Annotated in this window: 18 protein-coding genes; 13 read left to right on the top strand and 5 right to left on the bottom strand. The window is 43.7% G+C overall.

The genetic code is table 11. The features are described from left to right. Positions 1 to 53 precede the first annotated feature (53 nt). The gene (locus QL982_RS02775; RefSeq protein WP_290162671.1) at positions 54 to 1,541 is read right to left on the bottom strand and encodes a phosphomannomutase CpsG; all 1,488 of its coding nucleotides are present in this window, start codon (positions 1,539 to 1,541) and stop codon (positions 54 to 56) included. 188 nt (positions 1,542 to 1,729) lie between these two features. Between QL982_RS02775 and mazG the strand changes: the two genes are divergently transcribed. From mazG to yjgA, 8 genes are all read left to right on the top strand, one after another. Further along, positions 1,730 to 2,611, top strand: coding sequence for a nucleoside triphosphate pyrophosphohydrolase (gene mazG / locus QL982_RS02770; RefSeq protein ID WP_290162673.1), 882 nt, complete (start codon positions 1,730 to 1,732; stop codon positions 2,609 to 2,611). Then, positions 2,595 to 2,969, top strand: a complete 375-nt coding sequence (locus QL982_RS02765; RefSeq protein ID WP_290162675.1) for a ComEA family DNA-binding protein — start codon at positions 2,595 to 2,597, stop codon at positions 2,967 to 2,969. The genes mazG and QL982_RS02765 overlap by 17 nt, the downstream gene beginning before the upstream one ends. A gap of 166 nt (positions 2,970 to 3,135) precedes the next feature. Beyond that, positions 3,136 to 5,253, top strand: a complete 2,118-nt coding sequence (gene pcnB, locus QL982_RS02760) for a polynucleotide adenylyltransferase PcnB (RefSeq protein WP_290162677.1) — start codon at positions 3,136 to 3,138, stop codon at positions 5,251 to 5,253. Continuing rightward, positions 5,246 to 5,776, top strand: coding sequence for a 2-amino-4-hydroxy-6-hydroxymethyldihydropteridine diphosphokinase (gene folK, locus QL982_RS02755; RefSeq protein WP_290162679.1), 531 nt, complete (start codon positions 5,246 to 5,248; stop codon positions 5,774 to 5,776). Before pcnB ends, folK begins: the two co-directional genes overlap by 8 nt. A 131-nt stretch (positions 5,777 to 5,907) precedes the next feature. Next, positions 5,908 to 6,708 (top strand): 3-methyl-2-oxobutanoate hydroxymethyltransferase, encoded by an 801-nt coding sequence (panB, locus tag QL982_RS02750; protein ID WP_290162681.1) that lies wholly within the window; start codon positions 5,908 to 5,910, stop codon positions 6,706 to 6,708. Positions 6,709 to 6,747: 39 nt separating this feature from the next. Further along, positions 6,748 to 7,656, top strand: coding sequence for a pantoate--beta-alanine ligase (panC, locus tag QL982_RS02745; protein ID WP_290162683.1), 909 nt, complete (start codon positions 6,748 to 6,750; stop codon positions 7,654 to 7,656). Positions 7,657 to 7,803: 147 nt separating this feature from the next. Then, positions 7,804 to 8,769 (top strand): RNase adapter RapZ, encoded by a 966-nt coding sequence (rapZ, locus tag QL982_RS02740; RefSeq protein ID WP_290162685.1) that lies wholly within the window; start codon positions 7,804 to 7,806, stop codon positions 8,767 to 8,769. A gap of 49 nt (positions 8,770 to 8,818) precedes the next feature. Beyond that, a complete protein-coding gene (gene yjgA, locus QL982_RS02735) occupies positions 8,819 to 9,331 on the top strand; it encodes a ribosome biogenesis factor YjgA (RefSeq protein WP_290162687.1) in 513 nt (170 codons plus the stop codon). 252 nt (positions 9,332 to 9,583) lie between these two features. On the opposite strand, the gene QL982_RS02730 is transcribed toward yjgA, so the two are convergent. Beyond that, positions 9,584 to 10,204: a thiol:disulfide interchange protein DsbA/DsbL gene (locus QL982_RS02730; RefSeq protein WP_290190153.1), complete on the bottom strand. Its 621-nt coding sequence runs from the start codon at positions 10,202 to 10,204 to the stop codon at positions 9,584 to 9,586. Positions 10,205 to 10,711: 507 nt separating this feature from the next. Between QL982_RS02730 and ubiG the strand changes: the two genes are divergently transcribed. The 4 genes from ubiG to QL982_RS02710 all read left to right on the top strand — a co-directional run bounded on the left by ubiG (position 10,712) and on the right by QL982_RS02710 (position 13,741). Further along, on the top strand, positions 10,712 to 11,557 hold the full coding sequence (gene ubiG, locus QL982_RS02725; RefSeq protein WP_290162690.1) for a bifunctional 2-polyprenyl-6-hydroxyphenol methylase/3-demethylubiquinol 3-O-methyltransferase UbiG: 846 nt from the start codon (positions 10,712 to 10,714) through the stop codon (positions 11,555 to 11,557). A gap of 69 nt (positions 11,558 to 11,626) precedes the next feature. Next, complete coding sequence (locus QL982_RS02720) at positions 11,627 to 12,337, top strand: HAD-IA family hydrolase (protein WP_290162691.1); 711 nt, start codon at positions 11,627 to 11,629, stop codon at positions 12,335 to 12,337. Between the two features lie 146 nt (positions 12,338 to 12,483). Next, positions 12,484 to 13,320 carry a YciK family oxidoreductase gene (locus tag QL982_RS02715; protein ID WP_290162694.1) on the top strand — a complete coding sequence of 279 codons (837 nt, stop codon included), beginning with the start codon at positions 12,484 to 12,486 and terminating at the stop codon, positions 13,318 to 13,320. 154 nt (positions 13,321 to 13,474) lie between these two features. Continuing rightward, the gene (locus QL982_RS02710) at positions 13,475 to 13,741 is read left to right on the top strand and encodes a DksA/TraR family C4-type zinc finger protein (protein ID WP_290162696.1); all 267 of its coding nucleotides are present in this window, start codon (positions 13,475 to 13,477) and stop codon (positions 13,739 to 13,741) included. Between the two features lie 62 nt (positions 13,742 to 13,803). Here the strand turns inward: QL982_RS02710 and QL982_RS02705 are convergent, their stop codons facing one another. Together QL982_RS02705 and ompR are read right to left on the bottom strand one after the other, a co-directional pair. Continuing rightward, positions 13,804 to 15,036 carry a GTP-binding protein gene (locus QL982_RS02705; RefSeq protein WP_290162698.1) on the bottom strand — a complete coding sequence of 411 codons (1,233 nt, stop codon included), beginning with the start codon at positions 15,034 to 15,036 and terminating at the stop codon, positions 13,804 to 13,806. A 73-nt stretch (positions 15,037 to 15,109) separates the two neighbouring features. Next, positions 15,110 to 15,868, bottom strand: coding sequence for a two-component system response regulator OmpR (ompR, locus tag QL982_RS02700; RefSeq protein WP_290162699.1), 759 nt, complete (start codon positions 15,866 to 15,868; stop codon positions 15,110 to 15,112). A gap of 397 nt (positions 15,869 to 16,265) precedes the next feature. Here ompR and QL982_RS02695 point away from each other — a divergent pair, with 397 nt between their 5' ends. Further along, entirely contained in the window at positions 16,266 to 18,800 is a 2,535-nt protein-coding gene (locus QL982_RS02695; RefSeq protein WP_290162701.1) for a Tex family protein, read from the top strand. 118 nt (positions 18,801 to 18,918) lie between these two features. On the opposite strand, the gene QL982_RS02690 is transcribed toward QL982_RS02695, so the two are convergent. Continuing rightward, complete coding sequence (locus QL982_RS02690) at positions 18,919 to 19,524, bottom strand: hypothetical protein (protein ID WP_290190152.1); 606 nt, start codon at positions 19,522 to 19,524, stop codon at positions 18,919 to 18,921. Between the last annotated feature and the right edge of the window lie 573 nt (positions 19,525 to 20,097).

The following is a 20,097-nucleotide window of genomic DNA, read 5'->3' as shown; positions in this document are numbered from 1 at the left end:
TTAGCGAGCCTTTTTCGACTGACAATCAGAATTATTTTACTGGGGTAATCACTTTATGCTGGTACGGCACCTTGCGTTGCTAGCCATTGCTGAATTTCTTGAGTTTTAGCAGCCAGTAACGGTTGATCACCGCGACTTTCAATATTCAATCTGATAAGCGGCTCAGTATTTGAAGCACGCAGATTGAAGCGCCAGTCACCAAAATTCAGACTTAAACCATCGAGTGTTGATTTAATTGGTTGCTCGTTGCTGAATTTATCTTCAATTGCGCTAATAATTGTTGGTGAGTCATAGGTTGTAAGACGAAAGTTTAGTTCACCTGAGCTAGGATAGGCGGCAATATAGCCTGTGACCAATTCGGATAGTGTTTTACCAGTGATAGACAACAGCTCAATGGTTAATAGCCAAGGAATCATGCCGCTATCACAATAGAAGAAGTCACGGAAATAGTGATGGGCAGACATCTCACCACCGTATACCGCGCCAGAGTCACGCATGACTTGCTTAATGAATGAGTGTCCAGATTTACTGATGACGGCCTTACCGTTATGTTCTTCTATCACCGCTTCGGTATTATAGATCACTCGCGGATCATAGACGATTGATTCACTTGGATATTTATTCAAAAACGCTTGCGCAAGCATACCAACGATGTAGCTACCATCGATAAATTCGCCACGTTCATCGAATAAAAAGCAGCGATCAAAGTCACCATCAAAAGCAATACCAAGATCGGCCTTATGCTTTAAAACAGTTTGCTGGGTAGCCACTCTATTGGCTTCAATCATAGGGTTGGGAATGCCGTTAGGAAAGCTGCCATCAGGGGCATGATGTAATTTAATCACTTCAGTCGGTGCATCAGCTTGTGCAAGTTTTTCAATCAACAAATCAACTACTGGCCCGGCGCTGCCATTGCCTGAATTAATAATCAGTTTGAGTGGCTTTAGTTTATCAGTATCGATAAAGGTCATGACATGATCGACATAAGCGCTTTTATCGGTCAATAATTTTAGTTTTCCTGATGGATTGTCAGTCGTGAATTTGCCAGATTCTGCAAGTGCCTGAATCTCTGCCAAACCATCATCAGCACTGATTGGTTTTGAATGTTCTTTGATCAATTTCAAGCCATTATAATTGATAGGGTTGTGACTGGCAGTCACTTCGATACCACCCAATGCCTGATAATGACTGGTGGCAAAATATACCTCCTCAGTACCAGTCATACCCAAATCAATCACATCAATACCAGCATCAATAATACCTGCTATGGTAGCCTGTTTAAGCTGTTCACTAGAATGGCGAATGTCGCTACCGATGACAATGGCAGGTTTTAGATTTGTCATATCATTGTCATGAGTCTTACTTACTGTACTATGACGCTGATGTAGAATCTGCGCAAAGGCACGCCCAATACGGTAAGCAATCTCTTCATCCAGATTAACGCCAAGCTCACCGCGTATATCGTAAGCTTTGAATGAGCTGATCGTAATAGGATTGAATTCAGTCTTTGGCTGATAGCTAATGGTCGCAGAAGTAGACATAATGGTAAAAATTCCTTGCGCGTGAGCAGTGGTAAAATAATAAAGTAGATAGCACAATTATAGGCCAATCAGAGTTCAATGATACACTAACCACTCAATGATGAACCAAACGCGCGCCAATAGTTATTGATTAACTTTATACTAAGCCACCGAATAAAATAACAAACAAAACGATAAGAGCTTCCCTTATGAATACTCTCGACAATAAAATCACAGTGCCTGTACCAGTACAAGGAACACCAGAAGCCACAGGCCAGCTTGATGATCTTTTAGCATTGATGGCGCGGCTGCGAGTTGATTGTCCATGGGATAAGAAGCAAAGCAATCATAGCCTCATTCCTTATGCCATCGAAGAGGCTTATGAGCTAGGCGAAGCGGTACAAAGCGATGATGATGAAGATATCAAAGGCGAGCTGGGCGATGTGCTACTGCAAGTGGTGTTTCATTGTCAGATGTATGCTGAGCAAGGGCGCTTTGATATGAGTGACGTTATTACCACCTTACAAGAGAAGCTGATTCGTCGTCATCCGCATGTGTTTGAGGCCGAAAACTTGAAAGATGATGCAGCGGTAAAAGTACGTTGGGATGAGATTAAAGCGGAAGAGCAGCACGCACGTGAGGCACGCGGTAAACCAAAGCGACGTCTGGATAATACCAAAGTAGGCAGTGCGCTCATGCAAGCACAAGATGTACAAAAGCAGGCCTCAAAATTGGGGTTTGATTGGGAAGGTATTGCAGGGGCAGTGGATAAGCTAGATGAAGAGATTGCCGAGCTAAAAAGTGAATTGACGGATAAATCCAAAGAAGCTGCTAAATATGACATAAGCAAAGCCAATATCAGAGAAGTCGAAAAAGAACTGGGTGATTGTATGTTTGCCCTAGTCAATGTCGCACGCAAGTTAAATCTTGATGCAGAAACAGCAACGCTGACGTGTGTACATAAATTTAAGTCACGTTTTGGTTATATTGAAGCGCAATTAGATGCAGCTGGCAAGCGTTTGGAAGACAGCGATATAACAGAGATGGATGCATTGTGGGAAGCGGCGAAACAACATGAACGCTCATCCTAAAGACTCGTTTGCTAGCGTAACCAAGACAGCTATTTTAGGTTGTGTTTTGGCTATTTTGATACTTAACGATGCTAATGCAGCGCCCTGTTTTGACGATCCTCAGCGTGCCTATGAGTACCTGTTGTCACAAGAAAATGCCAAAACTCAAGCGCGTGAGCAATATACCGTGAATATCAATCGTGCCAGCGAAGGTGAGTTGGTTTCACTCAATGGTATCGGCAGCAGTAAGGCCCAAGCGATTATTTTATATCGTGAGATGTTTGGTAATTTTAAGACAGTTGATGAGTTAGCAAAGGTTAAAGGTATCGGTGCAAAAACCGTTGAGAAAAATCGAGGACGTTTAAGCGTACAAGATTAAGGGCATTATTTTGCTTTAATTAACCCCGATATTGACAAAATAGCACGTAAGTAAATGTCATAACACACCTACTGCGTCCAAAATTTGTTAAACTAGTGGGTACATCCGCCTGATAAACGCTGTGTTCATCAGGGGTGGTCAAAGAATACCGGCGAGGAGTAGATGCATGGCCGAGCGTGCCGCCAAGCAGTTAGAACTGAATAAATCTGAATTACCCAATTCCATTACTGAAGTAATTGCCACTTTAACCCGAGCTGGGTTTGACGCATATATCGTCGGCGGTGGTGTGCGCGATACTTTATTAGGTCTGCGCCCGAAAGACTTTGATGCGGTCACTGATGCCAAACCGCATGAGATTAAAGATGTCTTTGGTAAGCGCTGCCGCATTATCGGTCGTCGCTTCCAATTAGCGCATGTGTATTCAGGTCGCGAGTTGATAGAAGTTGCTACTTTCCGTGGCCCACCAACCAGTGATGCTAATACCAATCAAGACGGTATGATCCTGCGCGACAATGTTTGGGGCGATATCAAACAAGATTTCTCCCGTCGTGATTTTTCTATTAATGCGCTTTATTATCAGCCGCTCAAAGGCATCGTTCATGACTTTTGCGGTGCGCTCGATGATATTGACAATAGAATCATTCGTCTATTGGGCAATGCGCCAGTGCGTATTGAAGAAGATCCCGTGCGCTTGTTACGTGCTTTGCGTTTCAAGGCCAAGCTAGGCTTTGAATTTGATGAAGCTTTGTCTCAGCAGTTTAACGACGGGAACTGGGCGCTGCTTGAGCAAATATCACCGCATCGTCTGTATGATGAAACGCAAAAGATGTTTACTGGCGGCTATCTAGTGCCTTTGTTGCCACTATTGTTTGAATCAGGCGCGATTGATAGTCTCATTATTTATCCACCGTCTGAGCCAAGTGCGCTCGTCAAACAAGTAGCTATCAATACGGACAAACGTATTGCAGCGGGCAAAAGTATCAATCCTGCGTTCTTTTATGCCGCATTATTGTGGGAAAACTATCTCCATCAGTTGGCAAAAGCTAAAAAGCGTAATATGCCATTTGCTGAAGCACAAATGCATGCTGCTGGTAAAGTGATTGACCGTCAACGTATTAAGACCGCGATTCCTAAGTTTGCAGAGCAGTTTATCCGTGATATTTGGGTATTACAGCCAAAACTTGCAGCCCCACGTAGCAAACAAATCGTCCAGCTCTCTGAGCATCCACGCTTCCGTGCGGGTTTTGACTTTTTGTTATTGCGTGAGCAATGCGGTGATGCTGAGCATCCGCTATCAGAGTCTACCAATGGTATGGGTGATTGGTGGCAGACGTATCAGACACTGTCTGAGCAAGACCAAGAGCAAGCTGTTGATGAGTTTGATGAGAATATTCGCCGAGGTGCTTATAAAAAAGGGCAACGTGGTCGCGGACGTAATCGTCAAGAACCAAACACACAGGCTATTGATAACGCAACACCTAATCAAAACAGTACAAAGCAAAGCAAAGCCGATGACCGTGCTGAAAAAGGTAGAAACAATCAAACAATGGTAAACGATTCGTCAAATATTCCAGCCCGTCGTCGCCGTGCTGCAAGCCAATCTAACACTGGCCGTAATGACAGTGGCAGACACAGCAAGCAGCAAGTAGAACAAGACAGTAATGAGCTTGCTCAGCTACAGCAGTTGTCTCTTGCCAATAGTAATAAGCAATCGGCAAGCCAACAGATTAAGCCTAAGCCGTTGTTTGTTATAGAGCACGCAAACGTCGTGCCGCCATTACAAAAGCAATTATCAGAAGATAACGCGTCGCAGCCGTCAAACACTAGCCAGCCAGAAGCTCATGCATCAGCTAGACCAACTCGCTCGATCGCAAGATCACCTGCGCTAGTCAGTATGAATAATGAGCCGATCCCACACAAGCGTCGCCGTCGTCAGCCTACTATAGATAGTGCGAGCAATATCGAAGTACAAGGCAATAGCGACGCGAAGGGCAGTAATGACAAAGCACCGCCAGCAGCGAAATATGCAAAAAAAGTGCCTAAGCCCGCCGTTAAATCGACTGATGAAGGTGATGCTAACGCTGTAAAAATAGTAGCACGTAAAGGCGCAGAGAAGGCCACTGCACCTGCAAGAGCCAAAAAATCGGTGAAAGCGACTACTACAAAGCCTGCTAAAGCGAAGCAAGATATGAGCGATCAGATGCCTGCTGTGCAAGTAGCTGATAATAAAGGCCCTGTACCATCGAAGCGCCGCCGCCGTCAGCCTAGCACTGAAAATGCGTAATATGGATAACAATGCGGATCATACCAATTGGATTACCTGTTACGTGGGATTGGGCAGTAATCTCGCTAATGAGTTGGGTTCTCCTACAGAGCATTTAGAGCAAGCGCTTGCAATGATGCGAGCACATGAACAGATACGCGAAATAAGCGTGTCTTCTTTTTATGCTTCAGCACCGATGGGGCCGCAAGATCAGCCAGATTTTGTCAATGCAGTGGCTGGTTTTGAGACAACGCTCACACCCTATGAGCTGCTTGCCTTTTGTCAGCAGTTAGAAAGCATGGCCAAGCGAGCACGGTTGCGCTACTGGGGTGAACGTAGTCTAGATGTTGATATTTTGCTATATGGTGAGGCGCAGATGGTTGAGCCACAGCTTACGATACCGCATGCTGGCTTAGGTGAGCGCAATTTTGTCTTAATACCACTGCGAGAGTTGGCACCAAGTTTAGCCATCGCAGGAAAATCGATAGATGACTATTCGCAAAGTCTCGATTGGACAGGTCTAAGATTATTATCAGGTGACTGAATTTAAATAACTGATACCAAGTAAACTGTGCTAAGTGATTGGGAACACCTTATGAGGTTTTCTTTGTCACAGTCAAGATAGTGGTTAGCAGTATTGATAATTAAAGGCACTGCAGATTAATTGAGGGTCATATGACGACATTATCTACGTTAAATAAATTTAAAAAAGACGGTACCAAGTTCACTTGCTTGACGTGCTATGACTCGATGTTTGCACGGATGATGGACAAGGCGCAGATTGATACCATCTTAATCGGTGATAGTTTGGGCATGGTCGTGCAAGGCCATGACTCAACGCTGCCCGTGACGGTCGATGATATGGCTTATCATACTGCTAATATTGCCCGTAGTAACAAACACGCGCTGATCTTGGCTGACCTACCGTTTATGAGTTATGTGACGTTGCCAGAAGCCATAGCCAATAGCCGAACGCTAATGCAAGCAGGGGCGCATGTCATAAAAATTGAAGGCGGTAGTGAGCTTTGTGAATTGGTGACGACCTTAGCGCAAGCGGGCACGCCGACTTGTGTGCATCTCGGTCTGACGCCGCAATCAGTCAATGTCTTTGGTGGCTACAAAATTCAAGGTCGTGGTGATGAAGCGGCGGACAAATTGCTTACTGATGCCAAAGCAGTTGTCGCTGCAGGTGCTGCACTACTAGTATTAGAATGTGTGCCTGCTGAGCTTGCAAAAGCAGTGACAGATGCGGTTGCCGTGCCAGTTATTGGCATTGGTGCTGGTGCAGATACTAACGGCCAAGTCTTGGTTATGCATGACATGTTAGGCATGGCTCACGGCCGTGTGCCACGCTTTGTTCATGATTTTCTGACAGATGAGCGTAATACTGCGCACAGTATTGAAGGGGCATTTGCCCTTTATCAGCAGTCAGTGCGTGAAGGCAGCTTCCCTACTGAACAGCATCAATTCAATTGATAGTTTGTTTTACGATTATAGATAGAAGAATATTTAATCATGCCTATTATTCATCATCATATCTCAGCATTGCGTGCCGCTTTACGGTCTTATCGTTGTCAAGAAAACGAGAATCAGAGCAGCCAACCGCGTATTGCCTTAGTACCCACGATGGGCAACCTGCATGATGGCCACCTTGAATTAGTGAAGATTGCTAAGCAACATGCAGATGTGGTGGTGGTGAGTATCTTTGTCAATCCTACTCAGTTTGGGGTTGGTGAAGATTTTGACAGTTATCCGCGTACGCTAGAGGCAGATGTGGCTAAGCTTGCAACGGTTGGCGCAGATTATGTGTTTGCCCCTAGCGTTGATGAGATGTATCCAGTATTGCCACCCCCTACTACTGTGTTGGCGGGTGCCATCACTGATCAATTATGTGGTCAATCGCGTGCCGGTCACTTTGATGGTGTTGGTATTGTGGTGTCTAAACTGTTCAACATTGTGCAACCAGATGTGGCAATTTTTGGACAAAAAGACTATCAGCAGCTTGCTATCATTAAGCAGTTGGTACGTGATTTGAGCTATCCCATTGACATCATTGGTGCGCCCATTGTTCGTGCTGATGATGGTCTGGCACTATCGTCGCGTAACCAGTACTTGAGCGGGTCTGAACGACAAGTTGCCCCTGTTCTGCATCAAGCATTGCAAGACTTAGCACAGAAATTAAAAAATATTGCACTGAGTCAGAAAGCGTTTGGCGACCTATTAGTAGAGACGCGTACACGCATTAGCGACGCAGGTTTCACTATTGATTATCTAGAAGTAAAAACCGAAGCGTTAGGGTCTGTTGTGAGTGATTCTACAATATTTAATACAAAAAATGAGAACATGGTTATTTTAGTTGCAGCTTGGCTAGGACGGGCACGGTTATTGGACAATCAATGGGTGGCGGTAGATCAGTCGTTATGACATACAGTCGGTTCAAGATAATTTAGAGACAAGTAAAGTGAGTGAAAGCACTACCACTGGTAGTCTAAGCGAGCCTGACTCCGTATCTGATTTATAAAAGCTGACTATCGTAATTTGCAGGCTGCAATGAACTAGGATGGGTAGGTCATGGATATAAATCAGGGTCAAAATAACGATCAATCTGAGCAGGCAGCGTGTAAAATAGCGGCTGATAAGCTCAGTATCCTAGTTGTATCAGGACGTTCAGGATCTGGTAAAACCTCAGTATTGAATATCTTAGAAGATCTGGGGTATTACTCTATTGATAATTTACCGTTATCTTTATTGCCAAATGCAGCCCATAAACTGGTCAATGAAAGTGGCATTCATCGTATTGCGCTCGGCGTTGACATTCGAACGCCGCAAGCGGATCTATCCAACTTTGCAGAGATTTATGCTTCCCTAAAGAAAATGTATGGGACACATGCGGTGAAAGTGGTGTATGTGACGGCACAAGAGAGTACATTGATTGCACGTTTTAATGCGACACGACGCGTACATCCTTTGATGTCGCAGGATATTGATAATGACAATATCAAGCATGTGGCTTTTAATCTACCTGCTGCCATCAAAAAAGAAGTGGAACTATTAGAACCAATTGCAGTTCATGCCGACATCAAAATTGATACCAGTAGTCTGAATATTCATCAATTAAAAGACAGCTTGCGTGAACATCTTGGCGTGGACAATCAGATAGTCGTTAATCTGCTTTCTTTTGGCTTTAAACATGGTAGCCCTATTGATGCTGACTTTGTCTTTGATGTGAGAGTTTTACCCAACCCGCATTGGGATCCTAAACTGCGTACTTTGACAGGTCTGGACACTGAAGTGACCGCATTCTTTGCTGACTATCCAGAAGTGGCTGAATTGACGGATGATATAGACAGATTTCTGACTCGTTGGCTACCAGAGTTTTTGCACAATAATCGCCATACGGTGACAGTAGCAATAGGCTGTACGGGCGGCAAGCATCGTTCAGTATTCATCACCGACAGTTTACAGCGTCGTCTTGCTGATGCGATGCCACAAGGTATCAAAGTACTGGCAAAACATCGTGAAAAAAATCGTTGGTAGTGATACCAGACACTATTAATTTTATTACTTATTATTTTGGAAAGCTTTTATGATTGACTGGAAAGAACAGGATATGCGCGTCTCGCGCACAGAACTCAAAAAAGCCCATGAGCGCTTGCAACAGTTGTCGATACCGCTTGCCAGCTTATCGAAAAAGCAGCTGAAGAACTTGCCAGCCAGTGATTATTTTATGGCAGAGCTCATGGCATTGGCTGATATCACCAGCGCTAATGCTCGCATTCGCCAAACCAAGCGAGTCGGTAAGCTGATTAGCGAAGAAAACCGCCACGAATTGGTCAAAGCATTGTTTGATGCATTTTTTCCTAAAGAGCAAATCTCTAAGATAGAAAGTTGGGCAGAACGCTTAAATATTAATGATGAAGGTACGCTTAAGCAGTTCGTCAAACAGTATAAAGCGTCTGAGCAAAATAGCATGTACCAATTATTGCTATGGATTGAATACGCCAAACATACGCACGACGATGAGCTGATGGCAGAATCCAAAGAAGATTTGGCCAGTTATATTCGCGAAGTGGCTATTTTATCGCAGCTAAAGAAATAATATCTATCTAAAGTCGATCCATTTTAAGAAGAGTAAGTTTCTACTGGGATGAGCTTTTCGAGGCCTTTGTCATATTAGTAAACAGCTAGCAAGCGATGTTTATACCAGTAGAAAATAATGATCGTATGTGGCCCTTTTTATTTTGGATTGACTCTATAAAAATGAAAACGACGGTTAAGACATAAAAAAGCCAATCACTTGAGGATTGGCTTTTTTATGTGCGACATCAGCTATAAAAAAATAGTGCTTAGATTATTTTTTCTCAGTACGTACTTTATCGACTAGGTAATCTACAACCTTAGGTATGGTCGCACTTTCACCAGTCACAACATATTTACCTTGTACGACAACGGCAGGAACACCAGAGAGCTGATAGCGCTTAGCACCTTCTTGTGAACGACCGATTTTTGTACCAACCGCGAATGAGTTATAAAGGCTGTTGAATTTCTTTTCATCAACGCCTTTTGTTGCATACCATTTGCTCAATGAAGACTGGTCAAACAACTTCTTACCGTCTTTATGGATGGCATCAAATAGGGCATCATGAGTCTTGTTTTCAAACCCTAGAAGCTGGGCAGAATAAAAGCCACGGGCACTGGCTTCCCAAACAGGGTTAAGTGCAGCTGGTGTTTTAAAGAAAGCAACGTCTTTGTCTTTGCTCTTTGCCCATTTTTCCATATGTGGGTTGAGGACATTACAATGCGGGCAACCATACCAAAAAAATTCACGAACAATGATAGCATCACCGCTGATTTTCTCTGGATTGTCTAGCACACGATAATCTTTTCCGGCGACATAATCTGCAGCTTGTGCGCCCATAGAGGCAAGTCCAATGGCCATGGCTAGGCCAGTCAGTGTGATGACACGTTTCATACTTTATCCTTGAGGTGTGGAGGCTTAGAGTTGGTTAAGAGGTTGGTGTCTATATGGTTGTGAAACACAGGACACTTCAAAATATACAGCTTTTAAAGCGTCTGGAACCAGACAGTGTCGAGTATAATCGAACAATAGCAAAGTATCGACTATGATAACGTAAAAGATATGTATTTGTGAATTGTATTCTTAACCGACAGTTGTAAAGCTGTTAGCTATTATTTAAGGTATATTACTTGTAACTTTTCAGACGTATTGTTTCTGAAACTCAGAGTTCGTTGCTATACGCGGTTGGCGATAACGAGAAGTATCATTATTGGATTTTGTCAAAATGCTATTTATCCATTCTCTATGAAAACCCTGCCGAATGAAAGCAGTAAATTTCTAAAGCTATTCACAATCAGTGACGATGTACTTACGACAAAACCGCTGCTCGCATGCTAATATTGAGCACATAATCGTGCACTGCAAACGATAATAACTATAGTGACAATCAAGGAAAATACCATGAGCTCAGCTTTGAATTCTTCGTCAACTTCAAGTGACCAAAATAAGAATAGCGTTTTACATAATATAGAGTCTAACACCATCAACGTGGATCCTAGTGAAGTCGAAAAATTTAATAACTTGGCGAGTGAATGGTGGAGCAATACTGGCGCGTTTGCAACGCTACATGAGATCAATCCTTTACGTTTGAACTGGATAGAAGAAAACATCAAGCGTGGTTATAAAAATGACAGTGCCACTCATGTTGCTGCTGAAAAAACTGCTGAGCAGGGACTTGCTGGCAAAAAAGTACTCGATGTAGGGTGTGGCGGTGGAATATTATCAGAGTCTATGGCACGCCGCGGTGCTGATGTGACAGGGATTGATTTAGGTACAGAAAACCTCAAAGCTGCTGCGTTACATGCAGAGCAAAGTGGATTAGAGAATACGCTTCGCTATCAGCACATACCGGTTGAAGCATTGGCAAAAACGCATGCGGGTCAGTTTGATGTCGTGACTTGTATGGAGATGCTGGAGCACGTGCCTGATCCCAGCTCGATTGTACAGGCTTGTTATGAATTATTGGCTCCTGGTGGTGTCTGTGTGCTATCAACGATTAATCGCAATCCTAAGTCCTATTTGTTTGCCATCGTTGGTGCAGAGTATGTGCTGCAATTGCTTGATCGTGGTACCCATGACTATGCCAAATTTATTACGCCAGCTGAGTTAGATAAAATGGCAATCAATACCGGATTTGTCCGTCAGGATATTATAGGTCTGCATTATAATCCGTTGACGAAGCGCTACTGGCTTGCCCAAAACGTTGATGTCAATTATATGATAGCCGTCCAAAAGCCACTGGTTTAATGCTGTAGTCGATGACCTGTATCCGCCATATTCTCAATAAACCCATTATCAATCTCAAGAGCATTCACTATGACCCAATTTGTAAAAGCTGTTTTATTTGACCTTGATGGGACATTAATCGATACTGCTGCTGATTTTGTTCGTATCATTGGCAAAATGAGTCTCGAAAATAATTGGCAAGCGCCGTCTGAAGTAGAAATCCGTGAGCAAGTCTCTGCGGGTGCTTCAGCCATGGTGCAATTGATGCTAAGACACAATAATCAATTAGAAGTCAGCGATGAAGCATTGCTTGATTTTCGCCAACAATTCTTAGAGGATTATGAAGCAGATATCTGTGTCGACAGTTGCGTGTTTCAAGGGCTGGACACGGTACTGACTGAGCTGGAAGGAAAAGGGGTGCCATGGGGTATTGTCACCAATAAGCCGCGCTATCTGGCAGAGAAGCTATTAAGTGTGATGCAATTGGATGAACGCTGTGCAGTTTTGGTTTGTCCAGATGATGTATCTCGTACCAAACCAGATCCAGAGCCCATGTATATGGCGCTAGAGAAGCTCGGTATTCCTCGCGGGGCGGCTGGCTGCGTCCTCTATGTCGGTGACCATATACGTGATATTGAAGCTGGCAACGCCGCTGGTATGCCAACGATTTTGGCCGCTTATGGATATATTCCACCCGAAGATCAAAAGTCTTTGAAAAAATGGGGCGCCGACTATATTACAGACACCCCTGAGCAGTTAAATAAATTGCTGCTCTCTTCAGGTAAGTTTGAGTATTTATAGACTGTTCTTTTTTGAGTAGTCTTTTTATAAGCTGCCTTAGTAGAATTAGAGTATCAGGAGAATTAGCGCATCAATATAAATAACGTCAGATTCATAATCACCAGTACATATCCTCAACGATTTAATGATAAGTAGTGAGCCATGCCATGAGTGACAATAATAATCAGCCAGCTGATCAGAAAAATGATAAAAAAACCGTCCAAAGCCTTACACAGACTTTGACTCATGACGACATTCGCGGCTTTGTGCCACCTGATAAATGCTTAGATGGTAAGACTATTTTGGTGACTGGTGCAGGGGATGGTATTGGCCGTGTTGCCGCATTGACCTATGCCCGTTATGGTGCCACTGTCTTGTTATTAGGCCGTACTAGCAGCAAACTTGAATACGTCTATGATGAGATTGAGAGCCTTGGTGGCAAGCAGCCTGCCATGCTGCCAATGAATCTAGAAGGGGCAACTTATGCTGAAATGCAGCAACTCGAAGGACTAATCAATAAAGAAGTTGGTAAGCTAGATGGTATCTTGCATAATGCGGGTGTGCTTGGACAGCTAACGCCACTTGAGATGTATGATATCGATACGTTTGCGCAAGTGATGAAAGTGAATTTCACGGCGACCTTTATGCTTACTCAAGCGCTATTGCCACTGCTAAAAGATGCTGATCATGGTTCTATCGTTTTTACTTCTAGCACAGTAGGCACGCATCCGCGCGCGTTTTGGGGTGCTTATGCCCTCTCAAAACAAGCAGTAGAAGGTATGAGTGATATCTTTACTCAAGAGACACAAAACACCACCAACCTACGTTTTAACTGTGTCAATCCGGGTGGTACTCGTACCAACATGCGCGCACATGCGTATCCAGGTGAAAACCCTATGAGCTTAAAAACGCCTGAGGATATTATGGCAGGTTATGTCTGTCTGATGAGTGATGACAGTATTGGCGTGCGTGGGCAAGTCGTTGAGCTACAACCAAAAGACTAGCAGTGAGGTTTTTGAGTTGAATCGACTTTATCACTCTTTGCTGATGGTTCTGTAAATTATCGCAGGTTGCAATTAACCATAGATAGCCCCATCTATTTGTTATTAAAGACATTTGTATTGTCTAATTATAATGAATAAAAAATAGGATAAAATTATGGCAGGTGGTTGGTCAAGAGATGGTGCTGAGCACGAGCAAATGGATGCGACCGTTAATGATGCATTAGAACGGGCACGACGTTCGCTGCCAACGGGTGATAGTGCTGAGCTGTGTGATGAATGTGGCAATTCTATTCCAGAGGCAAGGCGTTTAGCCGTACCAGGTATTCAACACTGCGTAGGTTGTCAGACAGAACTTGAACAAGAGGCGAGAGCTGCCGAGTTGTTCAATCGTCGGGGCAGTAAGGACAGTCAACTACGCTAAAAAAGAAAAAGGGCGGACATTGCTATTTTATATCGCAATGTCCGCCCTTTTTTTGTCTATTACTACATAACCAGTGCCATCAGTTCGCGATCGCATGCTTCCCAATCTATCAAGGCCGATGAGGCTTTGGCATCATTCTCAGTTTCTTCTATATCTGTATCGGCAGCATTTGTATCGACAGCATTGTCTAATTGCAAAATAACTTCCAATCGACTATCAGTCTGTGGGTCAATGGTTTTGGTGGTTAGACTACCAGGGTTAAAATTGATCTGCATCCAGCCATCAGAAGTATGTACCACGCCTTTGATGCGTTGCCAGTTTGGCAGTGCTAATAACCAATCCTGTAAATCGTCAGCGTTTAGTATGTAGTGTGCAGGTAGTCGCCATCCAGCCAACTGAAAATCTTGCTGATCTTCATGGTAGCGATAGGGCAGGTCATTATCAATACTGGCTTGAGCTTCGTTCTCATCTATAAATGAATTCGATGATGGCATAGCTGCTAGAGAATTGGCTTGAGGTAGCAAACCACTCATAGATTTTTGAGGGTGAGCGATACTGACTTTTCGTTGATTCGAAATGATATAGCTGGGCTTGTTCAGTTGGTCGTTCAATGTTGTCGAATATGCATGTGCTACAAGATTATCTGCTAAATGGAGATCTGATGAGTCTGTTATTTCAGTTGCCGTTAATCCTGATGCTGCCCAAATAATTTTTACTTGTGAATTTAGCGTGGCTATCCATTCTAGCAAGGATTGTTTTTCGCTAGTATTTAACTGGTCATAGCGATTTATTATCAGCACATCAGCATCACGGACATGCGCTTGAAAACCATCATGGTCACGATACTTACTCTGTTGCCACTGCACGCCACTCAGTACGGTTATGACCGCATTCATTTTTAGTGCCGTTTGCCAATGTGAAGCACTGAGTTGTAGTATCAGCTCGCGTGGATGTGCCAATCCTGTGGGTTCGATTATTAATCGCTGTGGATGATGCTCACTGAGCAGACGACTGATCGCAATTTGTAAGGGCAGCTGACTGGTGCAGCAAATACAACCACCACTGACTTCACGAATGGCGATATTTTTTTGCTCAAGATCGTTATCTTGGGAGCTTGCTAGGAGTGCGCCATCAATACCGATACGGCCAAACTCATTGATCAATAAAGCCCAGCGTTCGTCATTCGGCTTTGTGGCCAGTAATTGATTAATGACGGTGGTCTTGCCAGCACCTAAAAACCCTGTCACTAACGTGCAGGGTATGTTTTGAAAAATAATAGGGTTCTTCACAGACATGCTCATCATATTGGCACGTGTTTGTGAGTAACCAAACACGGCCTATATTAAAAGAAATTAGATCACTCAAAAGTTATTCACTCTTGATAGATTCTACCTCGGCTTCATCAGGAACGAATACATAGCCCACGCCCCAAACAGTCTGGATGTAGCGTGCTTGAGAAGGGTTGTCTTCAATCAGGCGACGTAAGCGTGATACTTGGACATCGATAGAGCGCTCCATTGCACCCCATTCACGACCACGGGCAAGGTTCATCAACTTGTCACGTGTCAATGGCTCACGTGGATGTTGCACCAATGCCTTCAATACTGAAAACTCACCTGTCGTCAAAGTGACTACGTTACCATCGCGTTTGAGCGTACGAGTCGATAGATCCAATGTCCATGGACCAAATTCGACCACTTCCATTTGATGACTTGGCGCACCTGGCAGCTCGCGGTTTTGACGGCGTAGTACGGCTTTGATACGAGCCAATAGCTCTTTTGGATTAAAAGGCTTGGGCAGATAGTCATCTGCACCCGCTTCTAGACCTGCGATACGGTCCGCATCGCCACCTTTGGCGGTAAGCATAATGATAGGAATGTCCGCATTGTCTTCACGCAGACGCTTACAGATACTGATACCGTCTTCGCCTGGTAGCATCAAATCTAACACGACCAAAGAGAAAAGCTCACGCTGCATGAGTTTGTCCATCTGGCTGCCATCATGAGCAGTACGAACGACAAAGCCGTCGTCTTCCAGAAAGCGTTGTAACAACGAGCGCAGACGTGCATCGTCATCGACGACTAAAATACGCTGAGTCAAAGTATCGGGGCTGGTATTATCAGGCATACAGGCATCCTTTTATAAAAATTATTGTTAGCAAAAACGGCGGTTAGCAGAGACTATAAATAAAAAGCCATGAGTAAAAAATGACTGCTAACCAAGTATCATTATTTAATTATTGGTTGCGAATAAGTACTTCATAAAATTAAAGACTATTGTTCAATATGTCAGCACATATCAATATTTGTGTTATTGATACTTTAGTGTATAAGATTGCACCGCGAATTGCATCACCCATAAGGATAAATGCTGTATGCGTTTGTTTAACAAGTCCTTAGGACATCTGATATAAAACGATTTACGCCTCAAAATGAGCAATAAATAACGAAAAGATAAAAGGTATTTTTATTCATGCAGCTTTTGCTATAATGCAAAGCTACATTTCTCAACGATTGATACGTATATGAGTAGCACTGATACCTTGACGTCATCTCAAACCTCGACAAATGCACAGGTTTTAGATGCAACCACACACGCGAATATTCACGACAAGCTTGCTCGCGCGCTTGGCATTAAGACTGCTCAAGTCAATGCGTTTGTCAAACTTTACGATGAAGGCGCGACGGTTCCTTTTATTGCGCGTTACCGCAAAGAAAAGACTCAAAACCTTGATGATGCGCAGCTGCGTGCTTTAGAGAAGTCTCTCAATTATGAGCGTGACATGGCAACACGTCGCCTCAAAATTACTGAGTTGCTAAGCACACAGGGCAATCTGACCGATGAGCTACAGACGCGTATTGATAATGCGACGTCCAAGCTTGAGCTTGAAGACATCTATCTGCCATATCGCCCGCGTCGCCGTTCACCCGCTGCCAAAGCCCGTGCCGCTGGTCTCGATATTGCCGCCCAAGCGGTCTTGACGCAAGAAATCACCCCAACGGATGCCTTGGCTGGTTATCAAATCCAGTCAAATATCACTGATGATAGTGGTAATGAAATCGAGGTTGATTTTAGCGATATCGAAAAACAACTCGCGGGCGTGCAAGCCATCATCGTTGATGAATGGACACAAGCATTGGGCTTGCTAGACAACTTGCGCAGTGGTTTTGCCAAAACTGCCAATATCGTCTCCGCCGTTGCCAGTGAAGAAAAGCGCGAAGTTGGCGAAAAATTCAAAGACTATTTTGAACATAGCGAAAGCCTTGCTCGACTGCCAAATCATCGCTTATTGGCGATGTTACGTGGCCGTCAAGAAAACGTCTTGGGTCTAAAAATTGAAGGCGAAGACGCACCATTTATCGAAAAAATTATCAGTCATTTCGACGTCGATGCCAAAACACCAGCAGAACGCCGTGAGTTTTTGGCAGCGGCAGCCAGTAGCTTGTGGAAAGACAAATGGCGCCCGCATATCGAGCACCGCTTGCTGACTGAGAAGCGTTTGGCAGCAGAAGCAGATGCTATCGATGTGTTTGCTAGCAATCTACAGCATTTATTAATGTCTGCACCTGCAGGCCCTAAAGTAATCTTAGGTGTTGATCCTGGCATCCGTCATGGCGTAAAAATGTCGATTGTCGATGCGCAAGGCCATGTCATGCTAGACAGCGAAGACAAGCCTGTTGTTGCAACCGTCTATCCGTTTGCACCTGATAATAAAATGGGTGAAGCCAAAAAAGTTATCGATACGCTATTAAGCACTTATAACGTTGATTTGGTCGCTATCGGTAATGGTACTGCAAGTCGCGAAACAGATGCGATGATCAAAGAGATTTTGGCTGCGAATGATACGCTAAAAGCCAAAGCCGTCATTGTTAATGAGTCAGGCGCATCTGTTTACTCAGCCAGTGAGCTTGCTAGTGATGAGTTGGCTAATTTGGATGTGTCAGTTCGCGGTGCAGTTTCTATTGCGCGTCGCTTGCAAGATCCGTTGTCAGAGCTCGTTAAAGTTGATCCAAAAGCCATTGGTGTGGGTCAATATCAGCATGACGTCAATCAAAATCAACTCGCAGACAGTCTCGATAAAGTGACTCAAGATAGCGTGAATGCCGTTGGTGTGGATGTAAATACCGCCAGCCCAGCTATCTTGGCTCACATCGCGGGTCTTAATCGCAATGTGGCACAGCAAATTGTCACCTATCGCAAAGAGCACGGTGCGTTTGATAGCCGTGAAGCCCTCAAAAATGTCCCACGCTTAGGTGCTAAGACGTTTGAGCAAGCAGCTGGTTTCTTGCGTATTCACAATGGTAGCAATCCATTAGATGCCACTGGTGTGCATCCAGAGAGCTATGCGCTGGTCGATAGCTTACTCGCACAAGCGGGTAAGCCGCTGCCAGAAGTCATCGGTAATGATGGTGTGTTAAATACTATTGATACGACTACATTGGCTGCTAACGACGATAATGTCAGTGTAAAAGCGATTATCGAGGAGCTTGCTAAACCTGCCCGTGATCCACGCCCTGAGTTTAAAACGGCCAATTTCCGTGATGACGTCAATAGCATCAAAGATTTGAGCGAAGGCATGACATTAGAAGGGGTAGTCACCAACGTAACGGCCTTTGGTTGTTTTGTTGATGTCGGTGTGCATCAGGATGGCTTGGTACATATCTCGCAGATGGCCAATGACTTTGTCGCTGATCCCATGAACCGTGTCAAACCTGGCGATATCGTGTCAGTACGTGTCATCTCTATCGATGAGAAACGTGGTCGTATCGGATTTAGCATGAAACCTGAATCTGAAAAACCTGTACGTACTGCTGCCAAGTCTACGACAGCCAGTACAGATGGTGAGAAAACCAGTCGCCCACGCAGCAATCAGGCAAATAGCAATCGCCCAGCTGCTGATAAGCGTCCGTCTAAGCCACGTGGTAAGCGTCAGGATAAAGACAATGCGAGCAATAATCGTAGCAAGCCTGTAAGAAGTGATAAAGCTGAAACCCCAAGTAAAATGGGCACACTTGGCGCATTGTTACAAGAAGCTGGCGTGACCAAAGCTAAGAAATAAATACTGCGAAAAAATAGCCAGACTTTATAGTCATGTACAACAAAAAAGGCAGCCTTATGGCTGCCTTTTTTACGTATAAGATATTCTCAAGAACTGAAACAATAAACTACCTATCTGCTTAGCGCGATACAGCGATACGACGGTTTTCCTTAAACTGTACATTGGCTGGCTGAGTGGCTAATAATTCACCACGCTTGTCTTTTTTCTTTTCTTGCAAGGTACTAACAGCATCTGCAGTTTTGTTATCAGAAGCAGCTTCACCTGCAATCAATGGCTGATAATTTGCATTGCTGTGCTGCATATTAGGGGCTTGAGCATTATGTACAGGAGCCTGAGCAGTTGTGGCAGTAGTCATTGCTTCAGCGCTTGGCGTTGCTTCAGGACTGGCTGCTGCTTCAGTATTGGTCATTAGAGCTACCGTGTCATCGCTTGCTTCATTATCCATATCGTCAGTTTCGTCATTCATATCATCTGCTTCATCGCCCATGTCTATATCAGTGGTATCTGACTCTTCGACATCGACAGCACCTGGCTGGGTAGCAAGAAGCTCACCATCAGGACCTTCTACTTCCGCTTGTACAGTACTCTCGACAGGAGCATCACGCATATCTGCTGGCATAATGTCACTATGGTTGATAGATGAATGGTTAACAGGTGCCGCCATTGCCATAGTTGGTAGTACAAGAGTAGCGCCCATGATTAGCGATAAAATATTCTTTTTCATTATAAAACTCCAAAAGGTATAAAATTAACAAGAATTAAAAACCATAACTCATGTTTAATAATGAGCCGTTTTTATTTAAGTGTGACGGTAAATACTGTCTGCAAATTATCAACTATATGATTTCTATTTCAGTAGTAAACTCATTAAAGTTCTAACAGCTTGATGTTTTCTTGTGACGTTGTGAAACTGTCGTATGTAAATGTTGATCGGATGATAGCCAGCTGCTACGGCCTTATTCTTTGAATGGCTAAAAACTTATTATTAGGAAAGGCGTGGTTGCTCAGTAATTTCGTCAATCGCTATATAGATTGGTAATGAATTTTTATCCATATAGTGCTTACTATAGATATTCGTCCTGCATTGTTTAGAGCCAAAGTTTAGAGCCAAAATTTTTTCTTAAATGATTGTTATCAATGATTTTTAAGCATCGGTCATTAAGGTTATATATCTGTTGATTAAAATTGTCTGCCATTTTTAAATGATAATATTTAAATAATTGGTGGTGTTCTAAAAAGTATGCTGTCATCAGACATAACCATAGTTAATATAAAAGAATACCAGATCGAATACTTT

It is taken from the genome of Psychrobacter sp. 5A.1 (assembly GCF_030407455.1).
Taxonomy (GTDB): domain Bacteria; phylum Pseudomonadota; class Gammaproteobacteria; order Pseudomonadales; family Moraxellaceae; genus Psychrobacter.
Note: the sequence above shows the minus strand (reverse complement) of the source record. Positions and strands in the feature narration are given on the sequence as shown.